This window comes from Shewanella sp., assembly GCF_013214165.1.
Classification (GTDB): domain Bacteria; phylum Pseudomonadota; class Gammaproteobacteria; order Enterobacterales; family Shewanellaceae; genus Shewanella.
In genome coordinates this window covers 1-18,113 of record NZ_JABSSM010000081.1, presented here as the reverse complement: position 1 = coordinate 18,113, position 18,113 = coordinate 1, and the positions used below count along the sequence as shown (strand labels likewise).

At 48.3% G+C, this 18,113-nt stretch carries 12 protein-coding genes and 1 pseudogene; 8 read left to right on the top strand and 5 right to left on the bottom strand.

Annotated elements, in window-relative coordinates:
* Positions 1-201 precede the first annotated feature (201 nt).
* Positions 202-462: a DUF5062 family protein gene (locus tag HRU42_RS17460; RefSeq protein ID WP_295032919.1), complete on the top strand. Its 261-nt coding sequence runs from the start codon at positions 202-204 to the stop codon at positions 460-462.
* A gap of 36 nt (positions 463-498) precedes the next feature.
* On the opposite strand, the gene HRU42_RS17455 is transcribed toward HRU42_RS17460, so the two are convergent.
* From HRU42_RS17455 to HRU42_RS17440, 4 genes are all read right to left on the bottom strand, one after another.
* Complete coding sequence (locus HRU42_RS17455; RefSeq protein ID WP_295032918.1) at positions 499-2,187, bottom strand: sensor domain-containing diguanylate cyclase; 1,689 nt, start codon at positions 2,185-2,187, stop codon at positions 499-501.
* Positions 2,174-2,599 carry a hypothetical protein gene (locus tag HRU42_RS17450; RefSeq protein WP_295032917.1) on the bottom strand — a complete coding sequence of 142 codons (426 nt, stop codon included), beginning with the start codon at positions 2,597-2,599 and terminating at the stop codon, positions 2,174-2,176. Before HRU42_RS17450 ends, HRU42_RS17455 begins: the two co-directional genes overlap by 14 nt.
* Positions 2,596-3,960 (bottom strand): hypothetical protein, encoded by a 1,365-nt coding sequence (locus tag HRU42_RS17445; protein ID WP_295032915.1) that lies wholly within the window; start codon positions 3,958-3,960, stop codon positions 2,596-2,598. The genes HRU42_RS17450 and HRU42_RS17445 overlap by 4 nt, the downstream gene beginning before the upstream one ends.
* A gap of 266 nt (positions 3,961-4,226) precedes the next feature.
* The gene (locus HRU42_RS17440) at positions 4,227-8,783 is read right to left on the bottom strand and encodes a biotin carboxylase N-terminal domain-containing protein (RefSeq protein WP_295032914.1); all 4,557 of its coding nucleotides are present in this window, start codon (positions 8,781-8,783) and stop codon (positions 4,227-4,229) included.
* A 119-nt stretch (positions 8,784-8,902) separates the two neighbouring features.
* Here HRU42_RS17440 and HRU42_RS17435 point away from each other — a divergent pair, with 119 nt between their 5' ends.
* The 7 genes and pseudogenes from HRU42_RS17435 to HRU42_RS17405 all read left to right on the top strand — a co-directional run bounded on the left by HRU42_RS17435 (position 8,903) and on the right by HRU42_RS17405 (position 15,613).
* Positions 8,903-9,814, top strand: a complete 912-nt coding sequence (locus tag HRU42_RS17435; protein WP_295032913.1) for a LysR family transcriptional regulator — start codon at positions 8,903-8,905, stop codon at positions 9,812-9,814.
* 360 nt (positions 9,815-10,174) lie between these two features.
* Positions 10,175-11,347, top strand: a complete 1,173-nt coding sequence (locus HRU42_RS17430) for a hypothetical protein (RefSeq protein WP_295032911.1) — start codon at positions 10,175-10,177, stop codon at positions 11,345-11,347.
* Positions 11,348-11,551: 204 nt separating this feature from the next.
* On the top strand, positions 11,552-12,100 hold the full coding sequence (locus HRU42_RS17425; protein ID WP_295032910.1) for a SprT family zinc-dependent metalloprotease: 549 nt from the start codon (positions 11,552-11,554) through the stop codon (positions 12,098-12,100).
* 93 nt (positions 12,101-12,193) lie between these two features.
* Positions 12,194-12,373, top strand: a pseudogene (locus HRU42_RS17420) (endonuclease); the annotation flags it as partial.
* 7 nt (positions 12,374-12,380) lie between these two features.
* Positions 12,381-13,109, top strand: a complete 729-nt coding sequence (gene rsmE, locus HRU42_RS17415) for a 16S rRNA (uracil(1498)-N(3))-methyltransferase (protein ID WP_295032909.1) — start codon at positions 12,381-12,383, stop codon at positions 13,107-13,109.
* Positions 13,110-13,204: 95 nt separating this feature from the next.
* Positions 13,205-14,170, top strand: a complete 966-nt coding sequence (gene gshB / locus HRU42_RS17410) for a glutathione synthase (protein WP_295032907.1) — start codon at positions 13,205-13,207, stop codon at positions 14,168-14,170.
* Positions 14,171-14,329: 159 nt separating this feature from the next.
* Positions 14,330-15,613 carry an alkaline phosphatase gene (locus tag HRU42_RS17405; protein ID WP_295032921.1) on the top strand — a complete coding sequence of 428 codons (1,284 nt, stop codon included), beginning with the start codon at positions 14,330-14,332 and terminating at the stop codon, positions 15,611-15,613.
* A gap of 9 nt (positions 15,614-15,622) precedes the next feature.
* Here HRU42_RS17405 and HRU42_RS17400 read toward each other — a convergent pair.
* On the bottom strand, positions 15,623-18,113 hold a 2,491-nt coding region (locus tag HRU42_RS17400; protein ID WP_367227196.1), incomplete at its 5' end, for a putative bifunctional diguanylate cyclase/phosphodiesterase.

Genomic DNA, 18,113 nt, shown 5'->3' with positions numbered 1-18,113 from the left:
ACTTTTTTACATCGGCCTACATTGATCCCCCATAGGGCGAAATACCCGATCAACCTCAAGAAAAACAGCGGTATGAACTGCCACATGCAGATTTAACAAGATAGACGTTCCTAGAAGTTGAAACCTGAAACCTCTCCTTGCTATATCATTCAATTCAGGTAATTTAATTAACAGACCAATACACCTTTTGAGAGACCTCATATGAAGCAAGGTAAACATGATCCGCAACTGCTAAAACTCGCCATGGAAATAGGTGTCGGTTACGCAAAAAAACGTGGCTTTGACGATTTCGGCAAAGGAATTTCACCCAAAGATAAAGTCGAATGTATCTATCGTCTGCTCGTTACCGATAAGCTCATTCAACCACTAGCAGTGGATAAAGAAGACGGGCCAAATATGAAACACAAATTGGTTTTATGGATTAGTAGACAACTTCCCGACGATCATAAACTGTTAAACTAGTAGCACACTCGAGCAACTCGTTAATAGTGAGCATTGTCACTCATTTTTTGAATCTGTCTGAGTCTGAGACTGAACCTTTAAATCGTCTTTAGAGTGAATCTCAGCCTCACTCATAAGCTTAGGATCGAAGATGTTATATTGATTTTGACCTTGCTGCTTTGACACGTACATGGCCTTATCGGCCGCGGATAACACTGATTCAAGCTGATCACCATGTTGTGGGTACATGGCGATACCGATACTGGCACTCACCTTAATTTGTTCGCCATCGCTCAGCAGCACATCTTGATTTAACGCATCTCTGAGTGCCGATGCTAACCTCTGGATCACAGGCAGGCTACGTTCTTCGAAATGGGTGTTATCGAAGTAACACCCCACGACAAACTCATCCCCTCCCCAACGGATGCAAAGGTCATCGTTTCTAAACACAACCATCATGCGACGACCGACCTCTATCAAGACCATGTCACCGGCCTCATGACCATCGACATCGTTGATCGTCTTGAAGTTATCCAGATCGATATTCATGATCACAGCAACTTTGCCATTCGCCTCAGCCCGGTCAAATAATGCTAGCAGTGCTCGGCTGCCGGCCCTGCGATTTTTGAGATGAGTGAGGGCGTCATGATCGGCTTCGAAGCGAGTATTTATCTCTCTCTGTGTGCGCTCAGTCACATCATACATCAGCACTTCTAACATCACGCAGGTCTGTTGAGCTTCATCTAATACCTTAGAAAACAGGCAATGTACCCAGCAATCCGGCGTGCCTGATAGGGTCTCCATCTTAAGGTCGACAGCCACCGTATCTGAATGATGACCCAGCCTGATGTCATTAAGAAAGCTCTCTAATTGCTGCTGATTGTAAAACCAGTCCGTGAGTCTCAGGCCGATAGCATCTTCGATGCTATGTGATTTATAGATAATGCGCTCGAAGGCTGGGTTAGCGGTGACCAATATGTTGTCATTATCAATCAGGCAGATACCCGCACTGGCTTGTTCGAAGATGAGTCTGAATTTCTTCTCCAAAATTTCGGTTTTTTCTCTCAAATTCCGTTCCGAGCCTATAGAGTTATTCAGAGATGAGACCAGAGCGTTGATCCCTTTAACCAGACGGCCAATCTCATCTTTCTGATGAAATCGAGGCATTGTGAGTTTGATATCTTCACCTGGCTTCACCTCTTCGAAACGATTTGTGATCATATTTAATGGGGACGTTAAGGTCTTATGGACAATAAAAGACACCAGAACCGCTGTCACCACAGTTAACAATGCCAACATCCAGGCCTGATTTACGGCGGAATCCTTAGCGTTATGATGAATAAACACCTCATTAGGTAATATCTTAAGCTGACCTATGACCACATTCTCGGAAAAGGGGTGGTATAAGATCAGAGTCGCGACGCCCTGTCTGTCGATAAGGCTCTGTGCTCCTGAATACACAGAAAACCCAGGTTCACTGATCAATTCAGCCTCGGAAACCACATCATTAATCGCCAAGCCATCGATGATCTCCCTGGCTAACACCAAATCTTGCACATACACGGCAATAGACGCCGTCTTCTCTATGGTTCTGGACAACTGACTAACATGTTCCCTCGAGACCCGTTCATTGCGTTCCACCTCTTCGAAATAGAAAAAATATGAACTCAGCACAGCGACTAGGGCCACACTCAGCGCAATGGCGAGTGCCACCTTGAAATATAGCTGATGCCTAAAGTGCCTCAAATCGATATACCACTTTTAGTGAATCTGTTAAGTCCTGACTGGATATATAACCTATGCCTTGGCTCGAGTTCACAAGTTCCTCAATTAACTGACCCGGTGACTCGGTTTCTTCTGGGGGAGAATTACGGCCAGAGAAGAGTAACCTAGCCCAATAGGCATCAATTTGTGCCTCGGTTCGGCTCACCAACCTTTGATAAAATTGTCCTTTGATCTCAGACTGAGGAGCAAGATCGAACACCTTGGCCTTATCACCATTAGGAAAATTCACATAGCGGCCCATAAACAGATCCACTACCTCAATCTTAGTCAATGACTCCACACGACTCTCGCGGCTGACCACCACCAGCAATTCGCCTTCGGCGTGAATGGGCACACAGAGCATCAGGATGACTAAAGCGGCTAAATACTTCACAGGCTGAAAATAAAGTTGATATTAAGTGATAGGAGATCCACCTCGGCATCTCCAACTTGCTGCTGAGCCTGGGTCCACATCGCCATGCCCCCTTGATCGATCCAAGTATGATCCCATTGAAGCTTAATGCAGGCGTCGGGGTAAAGATCCCACCTCAGCCCTAAGCTGAATGTCGTCTGCTCAAACTGACTCACACTTAATGCCGCCACTCCCCCTTCATATAGGGCAGCAATCCCTGCCTTTAACTCTTGGGGTAACTGATCGGGTAATTGCGGCGATACATATTCGTCCGGCTCCTCAGCGTTATCGATAGAGGCCAATACGCCATAGTAAGTGATCTCATCCACTCGGTAACCCACACTCAGGTAGCCATTATATAAAGATTGAAATATGCCCCATTCAGAGTCGATATAACCCAGTTCTGACTGAATGACCCAGTTCATATGATCATATTGAAAACCTAAGGCGTAATATGCCAATTTTTTCCCCGGCCCATCGATACTCTGTGCCAGTTTCCCAGCCTCTGGCCACAATGTATCAGGTACTAGGTTTAGCCCCTCGACCAATTCATTGGTCAAGAACTCGATTTCGTCCACTTCGATCGAAACAACGGCGAGTCGCATGGTCCAATCATTTTCGGTATAGATGGAGGTGAGCGCGAGGGCATGGTTAAAATCTAACTCCACCAGACCAGCCTGAGAGATCAGCGAGGAATGCGTGATGCCGTAGGCCAGCTTAGTCTCCCAGCTTCCTTCCTCTAAACTGAGGATATAACTGATATCGAGTCCATCAATTTTCGCGACAGATGAGGTAATAGCATAAAATTCAGGAATCGGCCTAGACCAGAGATAGGCGTAGCTGACGTTTCTGTACTCAGACAGCATATAAAGATCTGTGCTGGTCCTTCCCGCCCTAATTGCCCAACCTCGGCTCGGCCTGTAACGAAGAAACAGGAGCTCTATGCTATCGAGTGCATCAACACTGGCCCTGTCCTTGATTACCACCTGAGCGACGCCATCGAGCCGCTCGGTGACGTCGCCATTGAGCTGTAGACCCAATAGACTGTCTGTCTTGAAGGAGTACTCGGAACTACTGGCCTTCATGCTGAACTCCCGATGAAAGTAAAGTTCATCGCTGGAGTTTTTCACCACACCTAAGGTACCGAAACCACTGAGCCTCAAGTTAAAATCGGTCAAAATCGATTGTTCAACCGAGTTTTCATTAGCTTGAGCCTGTGCCTGAGCCATCACACAAAGGGGCAAGATAAGTAGCAAGGCGATGCCGCCCACCAGCCGAAACGGAATGTCGATGCTATAGACTGTATTCCCATTTGGCTTCTTGCTAATTAGTGTTTCCGTCATAGCGCCCCTAGGCAGGCAAAGATACGTCTCCTTTAAAAGTAGAGCACTTAGCACTAGAACGGCAATGTACTAATCATAAATAGCCCACAACAATTGTGCATTTGAGGCTGAAGGTTGAAGGTTGAAGTTGGAGCTTGATTAGACTGCTATATCGATTTTATACCTAGCATTAGAAAAATGAACATAAAAAAATCCCCATCACATGTGACGGGGATCCATATTTTAATGACGATTAACGCGCATGCATTGCAATGCGAGATAAAACATTAACTCTCGACAGGCGATACCACAAACAGGAGATCACCTTGAGACACCTGCTGACCATTGCTGTTAAGCACCCGTTCGATACGATATTTCTTATCTTCAGGATACAGCACCGCATCGGGACGATTATAGCCCGCCAAACTAAGCTGTGAGAACATCTTCATCGCCTCTGTAAGCGCTAAAGTCTGACCTACAGTAACTATGTCACCTTCTTTAACGAAGTCAGCCTCACCTGGCGCTGGAGAGGTGTAGAAGATACCTGCACCTTGTGCCATCACTTTCAGCTCGTTACTCTCACCGACGCGCAGTGAGGCGGTATCGACGCCGACAGTTTCCGCAGCGGCTTCCATCTCGGCAATCAGCTCAGGCACGTCTAACTCGGCCATCAGACGAGGCAAGTAGTTAGTGTCGTAAACACCTTCGTTGAAGGTGCCATCTTTCAAGATACGTGTCAGCAGTGGGATGTTAGTCGCAATACCCTTAATCACTACGTGATCGGCAAGATAATCATGCAGCTTGTTAATCACATCTTCACGACTCTCACCACGGCAGATGATCTGTGCGATCAAGCTGTCATAGTAAGGTGAGACCTCTTTACCCGCATCAGCGATAGAGATGATCTCTATGTCATCACGCTCAGGCATCTGGTATTCGGTGATCATACCCGGATGAGGTAACAGCTGCAGCACACCATTGCTGTCCAGAGCAGCCTTCTCGGCGGTAACACGCACTTCGATGGCGTAGCCCTTGTCTTGTGGCTCTAAGGCTTCGATCGAGCGACCCGCAGCAATATCGAAACCCGCACTGACAATATCGATACCCGATGTTGCCTCGGTAACTGGATGCTCAACCTGCAGACGTGTGTTCATCTCCATAAAGTAGACTTCGTTAGTGTCTAAGTTATAGATAAACTCGACCGTACCCGCACCCATGTAATCGGTGGCATTACCAAGGTCTAGAGTATATTGAAGTACCTTAGCTTTCAGATCGGCTGGCAGCATGGTCGAACCCGACTCCTCGACAACCTTCTGGTTGTTACGCTGAACCGAACAATCACGAATACCCAATACCTTAGTATTACCAAACTTATCACGCAGAAGCTGTACTTCGATGTGACGCAGTGAAGTGACGTACTTCTCAAGATAGAGATCGCCATTACCAAACGCCGCAGCCGCTTCGGTTGCAGTCTGTTGGAACAGGCTGATCATGTCCCCTTGACGCTCAACGACCTGGATACCTTTACCGCCACCACCTTGTACTGCCTTAAGCAGCACTGGGTAACCTATCTCATTAGCGACGTTTACCGCTTGCTCCGCATTGCTCAAGATACCGTGACTACCAGGCACCACAGGAACACCATTGTCCTGGGACGTCTTAATCGCATTAGACTTGTTGCCCATGGTCGTCATGCTGTGAACACTCGGTCCGACGAAGTTAACGCCATTATTGACACACAGAGCGGCGAATTGTGGGCTTTCAGATAGGAAACCAATACCCGGGTGCAGGGCATCGACATTTTCATATTCGGCCACTTTAAGCACAGAGTATGCGTTGAGGTAACTCTCATCTGAGGTGTTACCACCGATACAGACCAGTTTATCGTTACCCTTAAGCATATCGGCCGGTACCGAAGTCATATCCGGATCCGATGCCACTAACACAACGTCGATGCCGTTATCATGGGCCTTACGAATTAGCTTAACCGCAGTACAACCACGTGCATGGATCAATACCTTCTTGATCGGCTTCATCAGTTCACGAGGGTCGTCTTGCACTATCTCTTCATCGGCAGACATCATCTCAGGAACGAGCGCAGATAGGGCGTTGGCAATCACATCTTCAATCTGAGCCGTAGGCTTAGGCATCAGAGGATCGATACTGCCTAACTGGTCATCTATGGTGTTGCTGAATGGGTGAGTCACCAAGGCATTCATCGCACCCGGCACTTTCGACAAGTAGTTAGACAGGGTCGCAGTTGACGGCAGGTAAGCCGGAACAACCATCTGACCCGCGAACGGCATGTTGGTACCCGATAGGTAATAGGTTTGCACTAATGGGTGAGTCACTAGGCTCGCCTGAGCACCACCGGTACAGTCACCAAAACCAAACATGAGCACAGGTAGCTCGTTATCACGGATGAAGCGAGTGATACGATCGTTAACCACGGCCATAGAGAAGAGTGCAGCCGCACCTTCTTTAGTCTGCATGCCGCCTGAGCTGATGAAACAGATGACAGGCAACTTACGCTTGGCACACTCGATCAATAGCGCACAGAACTTCTCGGCGCTGGCCATATCGAAGGCGCCAGCCTGGAAGGCCGTGTTAGATACCGCAACACCGACGCGCATCTGTTGACCGTTACGCTCGAAATCCGCCATACCTGTGATCAGACCACAGGGACGAATACCCTTATCCAGTGCATCTTCGATGGAAAGACGGAACCCAGGGAAGTTGAGCAAGTTGGCCGTCATCTTATCGTCATTGATCTCATCGAAATCGGTGAAGAACTTACCAATAATACTTTCCCAGCCCATCTTACCGGCACGCTTCTCATCGCGCAGTACTTTCTGGATCAAGAGATCCTGATAGCCCATGGTGAGACGGTTCCAGAAATCTTTACGGCGACCGATACGCACAGGGTTGATTGCACCTGTGTATTCAGCATTTTCCTCTTCACTATCGAAATACTCAGGTAGCAAGCGCTCGAAGAAGTAGGTCAGGATAACGAACAAGCTGTCGTTTAACTGAGGGAAACCAACACTCTTCCACTGCTCAGTCTTAGTCAGTAGCTCAGCTCGATTCGACTGACTCATGAAGTATTTGAGCCACTTGTAGAATTTAGCCTTATCCTGGGCTACATCTTGAGTCGACAATGCGCGGTCAATTGAGCTGTGTAGCAGGTTATCGACCGAGGCACGTGACAAGCTCTTAGACATCATGGCTTCTTTAGCAATAGAGGCTAAGTTGCCCACGACATTGTCATACAGGGCATTGAAGATGAGTATGTTGTGACACTGCCAGATAAAGTCTTCACGCAGTTCGTCGTGGATCACCACATCCAACACGGTGAGCTTGTTAAGCTCTGGCCAATCTGCCTGAGTCACTTCAGATGGAAGCGTCTCCAGATACTGGATCAGGCCTTTAAAGTTGTTCTCGGCATTGCCTTTCCAACGGTGAAACAGAGACCAGCTGATATTGAAGATAAGCGCCTTACGGGCCTTCTTATAGTTCTCTTTGGGCTCACCCAAGATCAAGCGAGTCAGCATATTACGTTCGGTAGAAACATCATCACGCTTAGCGGTGAAATTGCCCCAAAGTTTGTTTAACTCTTCGTCATAAACCAGCTTATCCGGGTTAGATAACCAAGACTGGAACACGCGGTCTTGCTCTTGCTGAATACGCGCAAGCAGATCACCTTCTGGCACACTCACCTTAGACAGGCGGCCATACTGCTCTTGAGAGATAGACTGGATACGGCTACGAAGCGTCAGGTAACGCAGGTAACGGTATGAACTACCAAACAAGTTAAGATGCATGGTCGGGTTATGAGTAACCGACAGCTCGGCGTGGTGCTCCAGCGCCTCTAAACTCTTAGATGGGTTCAGGAAACGAGCCAGGCTGCGATCATAGTGCTCACGCAGGTCTTTCGATTCTCTCACGAACTGCACGGCGGCATTTTCTACCGCTTCGATACTGCTGATGATAGCGCGGCGCAGGTTATGCTGACGCTCATCCTTGTCCGATGGAGAAAAATCGATAATGCCGTCGATACAACCTGAGGTATACAGCTCTTCAGGTGCCACACCTACCGATTTAGCACATTCTTGCCAAGACAAGTTGTACTTACGGGCTATGCTCTGCAGGCCCTGAGGTTGAATGGTGTTGAAGATGCCATCGCGCAGTGACAATAAGATGTTAGCCGCGGCCAGTGGGATAGCACCACCCGAGTAACCGGCACCGATCACGATACCTACGGTTGGCACGTCGACGTTAGCACTCTCGGCAATCGCCTTCGAGATACTATGGGCCTGATTCTGACTGTTAGCCACCTCACCCGCATCGGCACCAGGGGTGTCGATTAGATAGATGATCGGCATAGACAGTTCTGCAAACTTGCGAATCGCCTTACATGCTGCCAAGTGATGCTCTGGCATCCAGGCGCCGTTATTCGTGGTGCGTTCCTGGGCAATGAAACCGATACGGCGAGTGCGGATACCGAAGTTCAATTCGATCTCGGCACTATAAAAAGGCCCTTGATGGGTTTCAGCAATAAGTTTGCCTTTAAGATCGGCAATGACACGCTTAGCACCGGCGCGATTTTTATCTAATGTAGGTTGAATCACCTTAGTGACGTAACCATCGACATCGAGTTGATCTAACTCTTTCAAGTTAGCTTGAATCGTGTCTTCACCCAAGAGACCCTTGATCTCTTCGGCTAGGCTCTGTTTACTGTGTTTAGGAAACAGTGAAAAGTCTTGTGCCAGATGTTCTGCTTTCAGAAAAAGCGGGTCGGCAGATTGAGCCTGATTCTGGTTTGTGGGCTGATTGTTGCTGGTCATCATTGATCCTCTGCTTAGCCTCTAAAATTTTTAGCGAGTAAATATAACTTTGTTACGGTGTCAAATACCATTAAACTAGGCTAGACGCTATGTTCCATATTTGAGACAGTGATAAAAACATGCCAGATCTTAACGGTATGATGCTGTTTGCGGCGGTAGTTAGAGCCAAAGGCTTCTCTCAAGCGGCCCGCGAAACAGGCATGCCAAAATCAACCATAAGTCGTAAGGTTGCTCGGTTAGAAGAGCAATTAGGCGTACGTTTACTGCAGCGAGATACTCGAAATTTGAGCCTCACTCAGGTAGGTGCGCTCTTCTATCAGCATTGCATCAGTATTCGTGACGAAATAGAGGCAGCCAAGGCCACCATAGAAAACACCAATAACGATGTTTCCGGCTCCCTACGCATCGCGATCCCCGTCTCATTCAGTCAAGAACTTATCGCCAACCTATGTAGCAGCTTTATGCGCCTCTACCCCAACGTAGAACTGGATGTGCAGTTTACCGACAGTGAAGTAGGTCTGGTCGGTGAAGGTTATGATATTGCCATCAAGTATGGCCCACTGCAATCCTCGGACTTAGTCGCCCGCCTGCTATTCGAGCGTCAACCTATCTTAGTCGCCAGCCCAGGCTACCTGAAGGCCAATGGCACGCCGGCCACACCACAAGAACTAGCCAATCATGATGGTATCTTACTGGGTACCTCACGTTCTGCGCCCATCTGGCCCCTGGGAAAAGGCAGCAGAAAGACCATGGTCAGCTTCAAGCGTAAGGTCCGAGTCAACAGCGCCGTGATGGTGAAAAAACTGGCTCAGGATGATTTTGGCATCGCCATGTTATCTAACTCGGTATGCAAAAATGAGCTGGCCAGCGGCTCCCTAGTGCCAATCCTGCAGGAATGGCCCATCGAGGCATTTAAAGTCTATGGTGTCTACTCGAGCCGACGACAACTGGCCACCAATATCAGTGTATTCCTGGACTTCTTCACCAAACGCTTCAGCAATCAGGAATCACTGCAATCCTTGATGATGTAGGTTTTAAACAAACTATGGGCTCAGATAGGCCAAAGAAAGCGCGAAGTTATAAGTCAGAAACTGAGCCGAGAAAGGGGTAAAGCGCAGAAATAAGCCAAACTTTAGATCCTGATGAAAGTTAGAATGCCTCGATGAAACTGGCTAACCTTGAATTTACTTACAACTTAAAACTTACAACTTAAAAGCAACAAGCCAACAGGGTAAAACGCAACAAATGAGATACTTTATTTGCGCTCACTTGTCGTGCATACTCAGTCACTGGTCATGAAACGCGTAAATCGATGACTCATTAATTGATAAATCATCAACAATAAAATCAATTCTACATTACTCTCTATTGCAGATAAAAAGGAGCCCGCCATGACGAAATCCTGTTTAGCACTTGCCGTCGCAGGACTCGTGTCCGGTGCAATTTTCAGCACTAGCGCTATGGCTAATCTTGATATCGAAGAGGCACGTATTGGCACCGCGACTCAGGCTATGCCTGAGGTCGTTGGACGCTATCAAGCACTAGTCGACAGCTTAGATAAGCAGTATCGTCAGCAAACCGATGAACTCTTGATGACTCAGATGGTGGCTCGTCAAGGAGAACGGCTATGGCAGCAGGCTGTCAGAGATGTGCAATCGGGCGGGCAAGATGACCGTCCCCTGTACTGGGGACGCCTGGCCATGAAGACCTTGCTCAAACAACAAGCCCCTTCGTTCCGGATAGCTCCCTGGCAGCGCAATATCAACCTGAGCGCAGTAGAGAAGTCTTCCAGAGGCTTCAGTAATATTAGCTTCGCTGCCGATACTCAGATCAAGATCTTGCTGAGCGGATTCGATCCCTTCTTCCTCGACCGAAATATAGCACAGAGCAACCCTTCGGGCTTAGCGGCGCTGGCACTGGATGGCTATCAATTTTCGGTCAATGGCAAGAAGGCACAAATACAGACTGTGATGATCCCGGTACGCTTCGCCGACTTCGATCAAGGTATCATCGAGTCTCTGCTCACGCCTTATTACCGCGAAAATAGCCTGGATATGATCATCACTGTCAGTATGGGAAGAGACGATTTCGATCTCGAACGCTTCCCTGGGCGTAATCGCAGCGCATCAGCACCGGATAACCTAAACATACTGACAGGCGGCAATAAGGAAAATCCAGTTGCCCCTATGTTTAATGGTAAGACGCTTAACGGTCCCGAGTTTGTTGAGTTTTCTCTGCCGGTTGCGGCCATGCAATCGGTTCAGGGAGGTGCGGTTAAATGGCAGGTGAACGATAACCACAGTGTCACCACACTGGCTAGAGGCGAGTTTAACGCTAGCTCCTTATTCGAGTTGCAAGCAGCTACCTCGGTTGAAGGCTCAGGTGGCGGTTATCTATCGAATGAGATCTCATATCGCGCCGTCTTATTGCAGCAGCAATTTAACAGCGAGATCCCTGTCGGTCATATCCACACTCCGAGAGTGAAGGGCTATGATGCTAAGGCAGAAACCGACATAGTCGAGCAGATAAGGGCCATGGTGATCGCCGGGGCTAAGAGCCTATAGCCTGTTTTCGGTCATCGTGAATAAATGAAACTGCTCAATAATAAATTGAGTCATTGCATTATTCAGTTCTGTCTAGTTAACTTATACCGATTCTGGCACTGGCACTGGCACTGGCACTGGCACTGGCACTGGCACTGGCACTGGCACTGGCACTGGCAGCATTCAAGACTCATTTTTAGAAATCTAGTGGTAAATCAGGGCAGCATGTTTAACTTATTCGGATCAAACAACACGGCTCAAGCAGGCTCGATTGAACGAGGCCACTACCAATTTGATGATGAACGCCACCAGCAGATAGCCGAGCAAGTCCTAGACTGTTACCGACAAGCAGAGGCCCAGCTGCAGCGAACGTTTCCACGCCCCGAAATCCAGTTTACCCTCAGGGGTAAGAGTGCGGGCACGGCGCATCTGCAACTCAATCTACTCAGATTCAACGCAACTTTACTCTTTGAAAACCATCAGACCTTCATCGATCAGGTTGTGCCACATGAGATCTGCCACCTACTCGCTTATCGGTTATACGGCAAGGTCAAACCCCATGGCAAGGAATGGCAAGCCCTGATGATTGAGATTTATCAACTAGAGCCAGCCACGACTCATACTCTAAATACTGAGTCAGTAGCAGGAAAAACATTCGATTATTTATGCGATTGCGGTAGCATTCCCCTGAGTGTTCGCCGTCATAATAAGGTGATCCGCGGTGAGACTCAGTATCGTTGCAGACGCTGTAAACAGGCGCTAAAAAGAGCCTAACGGCCTATAAATTTCTTATAACTATTAGTATTACCCCTACCAAGCGCTTGCGTCTATTCCCATTCATCCCGTAAAATCCCGCAAAAGAACAGACATGACTTAAAGATCGCCAAAAGCCAATTAAAACGGTTCAAAGCATGGGATAAAACTTATCCAGTTGATACTATCGAGTGCAAGAGAGACCAAGCGATCGCCCGGACACAGGGAAACCATAACCCTTTTGTCAAACAAAGATGCGACTCACCAGCTGTAAATACCCAGATTGCGGAGTAAGAAATAGATGAGAATTCCAAGAATATATCAAGACACACCTTTGGCAATCGGTGACAGCTTGGCGCTCCATGATGAGGCAGCGTCACACATTGGCAGAGTGCTGCGAATGGCCCCAGGCGAACAAATCAGCCTATTCAATGGTAGCGACCAGGACTATTTGGCTGAGATCATCTCTGCCAGTAAGAAAAATGTCTCCGTTAAGGTCTTATCTTCGAGCGCTAACGCCAGTGAGTCACCGCTGCATATTCATCTGGGACAGGTTATCTCCCGTGGTGACCGTATGGACTTTACCATTCAAAAATCGGTAGAGTTAGGCGTCAACACAATCACACCTCTGTTTTCAGAGCGTTGTGGCGTAAAACTCTCCGGTGAAAGATTAGACAAAAAAATACAACAGTGGCAGAAGATAGTGATTGGCGCTTGCGAGCAATCCGGACGCAGCCAGGTACCAAAAATAAGACCAGCCATGTCATTAGAGGCCTGGTGTGGTGAACAGACAGATTCACTCAAGTTAAATCTACACCCCAGGGCTGCACACGGTATTGGTGGATTATCCCTCACGATTCCTAAAGTGAGACTATTGATCGGCCCAGAAGGTGGGCTCTCAGAGACTGAGATATTGAAGACAGAACAAGATAAATTTACCGATATTCTATTGGGCCCAAGAGTGCTGAGAACAGAAACTGCGGCGCTCACGGCAATCAGTGCCCTGCAAGTCAAATTTGGTGACTTATAGGTTCTAGCAAAAAATTAGTGCCTAAACCTCCTACATAAGCACATTATAGAATTCAATTGACCCATCGGCAGATGTGGAAATAAGGAAACGAATAAATGATCAAGCTCGGCATAGTAATGGATCCAATCAGCGACATTAACATTAGCAAAGATTCTAGTTTCGCCATGTTACTCGCGGCTCAAAGCCGTGGATACCAACTCTTCTACATGGAGATGGGCGATCTGGCCATGGTCAATGGTAAGGCAATGGCTAATATGCGCGCCTTAACCGTTAAGCAAGACCCTGACAACTGGTTCGAGCTAGGAGAAGCGATCGACACTCCCATGTCAGATCTTGATGTGGTGTTAATGCGTAAAGACCCGCCATTTGATACTGAGTTTATCTACGCGACTTACATGCTCGAGCGAGCCGAAGAGCAAGGTGTGCTGATCGTCAACAAGCCTCAGAGCCTTCGTGACGCCAATGAAAAGCTATTCACAGCCTGGTTCTCCGAGTTTACCCCAGACACCATAGTGACCAGAGATGAGACCCGTATCCGCAACTTCTATCAGGAAAAAGGCGATATCATACTCAAGCCACTCGATGGCATGGGCGGTAGCTCCATCTTCAGAGTCAAGAAGAATGATCCTAACTTAGGCGTGATCATAGAGACACTGACCGATAACGGCCAGCGATATGCCATGATCCAAGCCTTTATTCCCGACATCACCGCGGGTGATAAACGTATCTTGGTCATCGATGGTGAACCTGTGCCTTACTCCCTGGCTCGTATCCCGCAAAAGGGTGAGACTCGCGGCAACTTAGCCGCAGGCGGTCGTGGCGTCGCTCAACCTTTGTCTGAGAGTGACTGGCACATAGCACGCAGCATAGGACCCGAGCTGAAAAAACGCGGGCTGATCTTCGTCGGCCTGGATGTGATTGGCGATAAACTCACCGAGATCAACGTCACTAGCCCAACATGTATCAAGGAGATCCAAGCGGCTTATGATGTCGACATCACAGGTATGCTAATGGATGCCATCGAAGCTCGTATCGAATCACGAATTAAAGCACGGATTTAAGCAGCTTATAGGATGCGGACATCATTACTGGTGTCCTCATTGAACTTAACCAAATCGAAGATAAAACTAAAGCAAACTAGGATGTTGGCAATGGGCGTGACGCAAAAAATAAAATTATTTAAACAATGTATGTTGGCTGGTGTGGCACTGTTCGCCAGCATGGGCGTCGCAGCTCAGGCAGTCACTCCAGTGCAAACCATGTTAGGCAATGCACCCAACGTCCCTAAAAATATTGTGATCATGATAGGTGACGGTATGGGACCTGCCTATACCAGCGCCTATCGATACTATAAAGACAACCCGGATACTCAAGAGATAGAGCAGACGGTATTCGACCGATTACTAGTAGGAACCTCGAGCACTTATCCGGCTAGGGTGAGTGGTTATGTCACAGATTCAGCCGCCTCGGCAACGGCATTAGCCACCGGGACTAAGACCTATAATGGCGCCATCTCTGTGGATACCAACAAGCAGCCAATTGCCACCATAATGGAAAAGGCTAAGGCTCTGGGACTCTCCACCGGAGTGGCGGTGACATCACAAATCAACCATGCGACGCCGGCGGCGTTTCTCAGCCATAATGAAAGCCGTCGCAATTACGATGAGTTAGCTCATAGCTACCTTAAAACCGATACCGATGTGATGTTAGGCGGCGGTCAGAAGTATTTCCCCGCCAGTCTGATAAAAAAATTCGAGGCTAAGGGCTATCAGTACCTGTCGGACTTTAACCAGCTCGATTCGGTCAAACAAGGCAAGGTCATAGGCCTGTTTGCCGAAGTGCAACTCCCATGGGCCATCGATGATAGTGACAGTAATAAGCTGAGCAAGATGACAATGAAAGCCTTGGACTTGTTATCGCAAAATGATCGAGGCTTCGTGCTGCTGGTCGAGGGCAGCTTGATCGACTGGGCCGGACACAGTAATGATGTTGTCACTGCCATGGGCGAGATGGAAGCATTCGCCAACGCCATCGAAGTCGTGGAGCAGTACATCAGGAACAATAACGATACCTTGATGGTGGTAACGGCAGATCATGATACCGGCGGCTTAAGCATAGGTGCTAACGAGGAGTATCGCTGGGACGCTAATATCATCAGGGGCGTACGAGCCAGCCCTGGGGTTATCGCCGATGATGCCCTCGCCGAGGGTGACTGGCTAGCTCGAGTCACGCTAAATTTAGGTTTTGAGCCTAATGATGATGAACTGTCTCAATTATCTCTAGCGCGTATGCAAGGTAAAGAGGTGATGACCACAGCGATCAAACTCCTCATAGATAGCCGCTCAAACACAGGCTGGACCACTAGCGTGCACACTGCCATAGACGTACAGGTATTCGCAGCGGGTCCTGCGGCCAGTCTATTTGCTGGTTATCAGGACAACACAGATATCGCGACTAAGCTAATCAGTTTACTGCCTAAGGCTGAGTCTCAATCAGCCAAATAATACCGTCAATTAACTCCCCAGTTTAGCGAGCTGGGGCAGCGATTCTACCGGCCACACCCCATGACCCTCTATCTCATTGAGTATTCTGAACGCCTTCCTCTCTTCTAAAGGTTTCGAGAACAGGTAACCCTGAGCCAATTCACAGCTGGCAGCGGCGAGAAAGTCACACTGTGCCTGGGTTTCTATGCCTTCGGCCACTACGGTTCTGCCCAAGTTGTGGGCCAGATCTATGACTGTGGTGACGATATGAGTATCGACGCTATTATCGAGTACACCTGAGGTAAAGCAACGGTCGATTTTCAGCACATCGAATGGAAGCTGCTTGAGGTAACTCAGGGAGGAATAGCCGGTTCCGAAATCATCTATGGCGATCCTAACTCCCAGACGCTTCAATGACTTCATCGCAGACAAGGCGAGATCGACCTGCTCAATCACACTCTCCTCAGTGACCTCTAACAGCAGGCTCTGGGGCGGAATATTGTATTTTGACAAGATACCTTGCACCAGAGGGATCAGACCTGGATCCATATAGTGTTTCGCCGACAGATTGACCGCTAGGTAGAGATCGTCCCAGCCCTGCTCAATCAACCGGGATAAGATGGCTCCTCCCTCTTCGAGTACGTAATTCCCCACCTGTATGATGGCTTCACTATCCTCGATGTCGGGTATAAAATCACCCGGCATGATCAAGCCCCTCTGTGGGTGATGCCAGCGAATTAAGGCTTCGAATCCTTTCACCTTGCCATCGGGGAGTGACACTATCGGCTGCAAGGAGAGCGACAACTGCTTCTCTTCGATGGCTGCACCGATATCTTGCTCTATCATCAACTTGTTATTCGCCCTTTGTAGCATCTCCGGGGTAAATACCCGGTAATTGCTGCGCCCCGCGTATTTCGCCTGATACATGGCCAGATCGGCGTATTTAATCAGCTCTTCGGCCCTGACATTATTACTCTCACAGTAAGCGACGCCGATACTCGTGGTCACGATCAGCTTATGGCGTCCTAACACGATAGGTTGTTGCAGGGAGGAAAATATCTTATGAATAACCTTGCGGACATCCTCTTCCGAGCGGATCCCCCTGAGCAGAATAAGAAACTCATCTCCCCCTTGCCTGAACACTGTGTCCATAGCACGCACGCTATGGTTCAACCGCTTGGCCACTATCTTTAATAGCTCATCTCCCTGACTATGGCCTAATGTATCGTTAATTCGTTTAAATTCATCAAGATCGAGAAACATCAAGGCTATCTTATCGTGAATGCGTCCGACACAGGCGATAGTCTTCTGCAGTTCATGATTGAGCATGGCCTTATTAGGTAAACCTGTCAGAGTGTCTAACATGGCGAGTCGCTCTAATTCACACGTATATTCGTCAACTTCCAACTCCAGATTCTGCAGCCGCTCGGCAAGGTTTAGCGTCGCAATATTGATCAGGTCCACCTCATCGACAATAAATGAAGAGGTCTTAGGTGACAAAGCTTTCAGCGTCTCAAAATCATGTTCAGCGAGCATAGGAAGTAGAGTGGCATGACGACTCAAGCTAACCACAGGCGTCCAGGCAGCCAATATGACTAGGGCTGCGGACAAGACTAAACTAAACAGCAGAGTACCCAACATGCTCTCCTGAAACTCATGGAGCAGAGACTGCCAATCACTGATATTGTTGATCACCAATATCGCCGGCGGAGACTCCCCTTTAGCCAAGGGAAAAATCCACAGCGCAGAGAGTTCCCCCCCTACCTGATAGACGCCTCCCCTGTTCTCTATCTGCTCCCAGGTAAATTGAGCTGCTGCTTGTTCTAGCTGGATTAAACTCGAGTGCCTGTTACTAATGCTATAGACCTCTCTGCCCCAATAACCTTGTCCCTCTCCGGCATCAGTAGAAGGGGCTAGCACCGCCAGTTCAAAGGTTTCATTAATCCTAAACCGAGCCAAAATATCCGTCAGGCCAGTCTCCATAAATAAGAAGTGCGGGTCACCCTGTAACAAGTTAGGCACTAAGACCTGAATGACACACTCTTGTAAGCATACGATGCGCCAATGTGGTTCCAACTGCACCGCAACCGATTTAAACCAGTCCATCTCGGTACTGTCGATTAACTTACCGGCATGAGCGAGTATTTGACCAGATAGCGACATCAGACTCAGCCGTTCAAGCTCCCAGTAGAGCTGTAGATCGGGCCAACGAAGCGCTAACATGGCTTGGTAGCCCGAGGGAGTTTGCTGAGCATCATTGACCAGCAATGCTATTTGTTGGGCTGCAGATAAGGAGTGTTCGACACTCAAGGAGATGGAGGTCTCCAGATTCTGAGCTAATTTACCTCGCTGAGATTCCAGCAGGTAATTCTGCTGATTGATGAGTTGCCGATATGCGAAACCACCTAATATCCCACCTAAGAAGGTGAGTATGATCAGCACAGCTACGAGTAATTTCCACTTGAGGCTAATAAATATTGTCCGACCTTCAGGCAGCATAGTCATAGCATCACCACTGGAA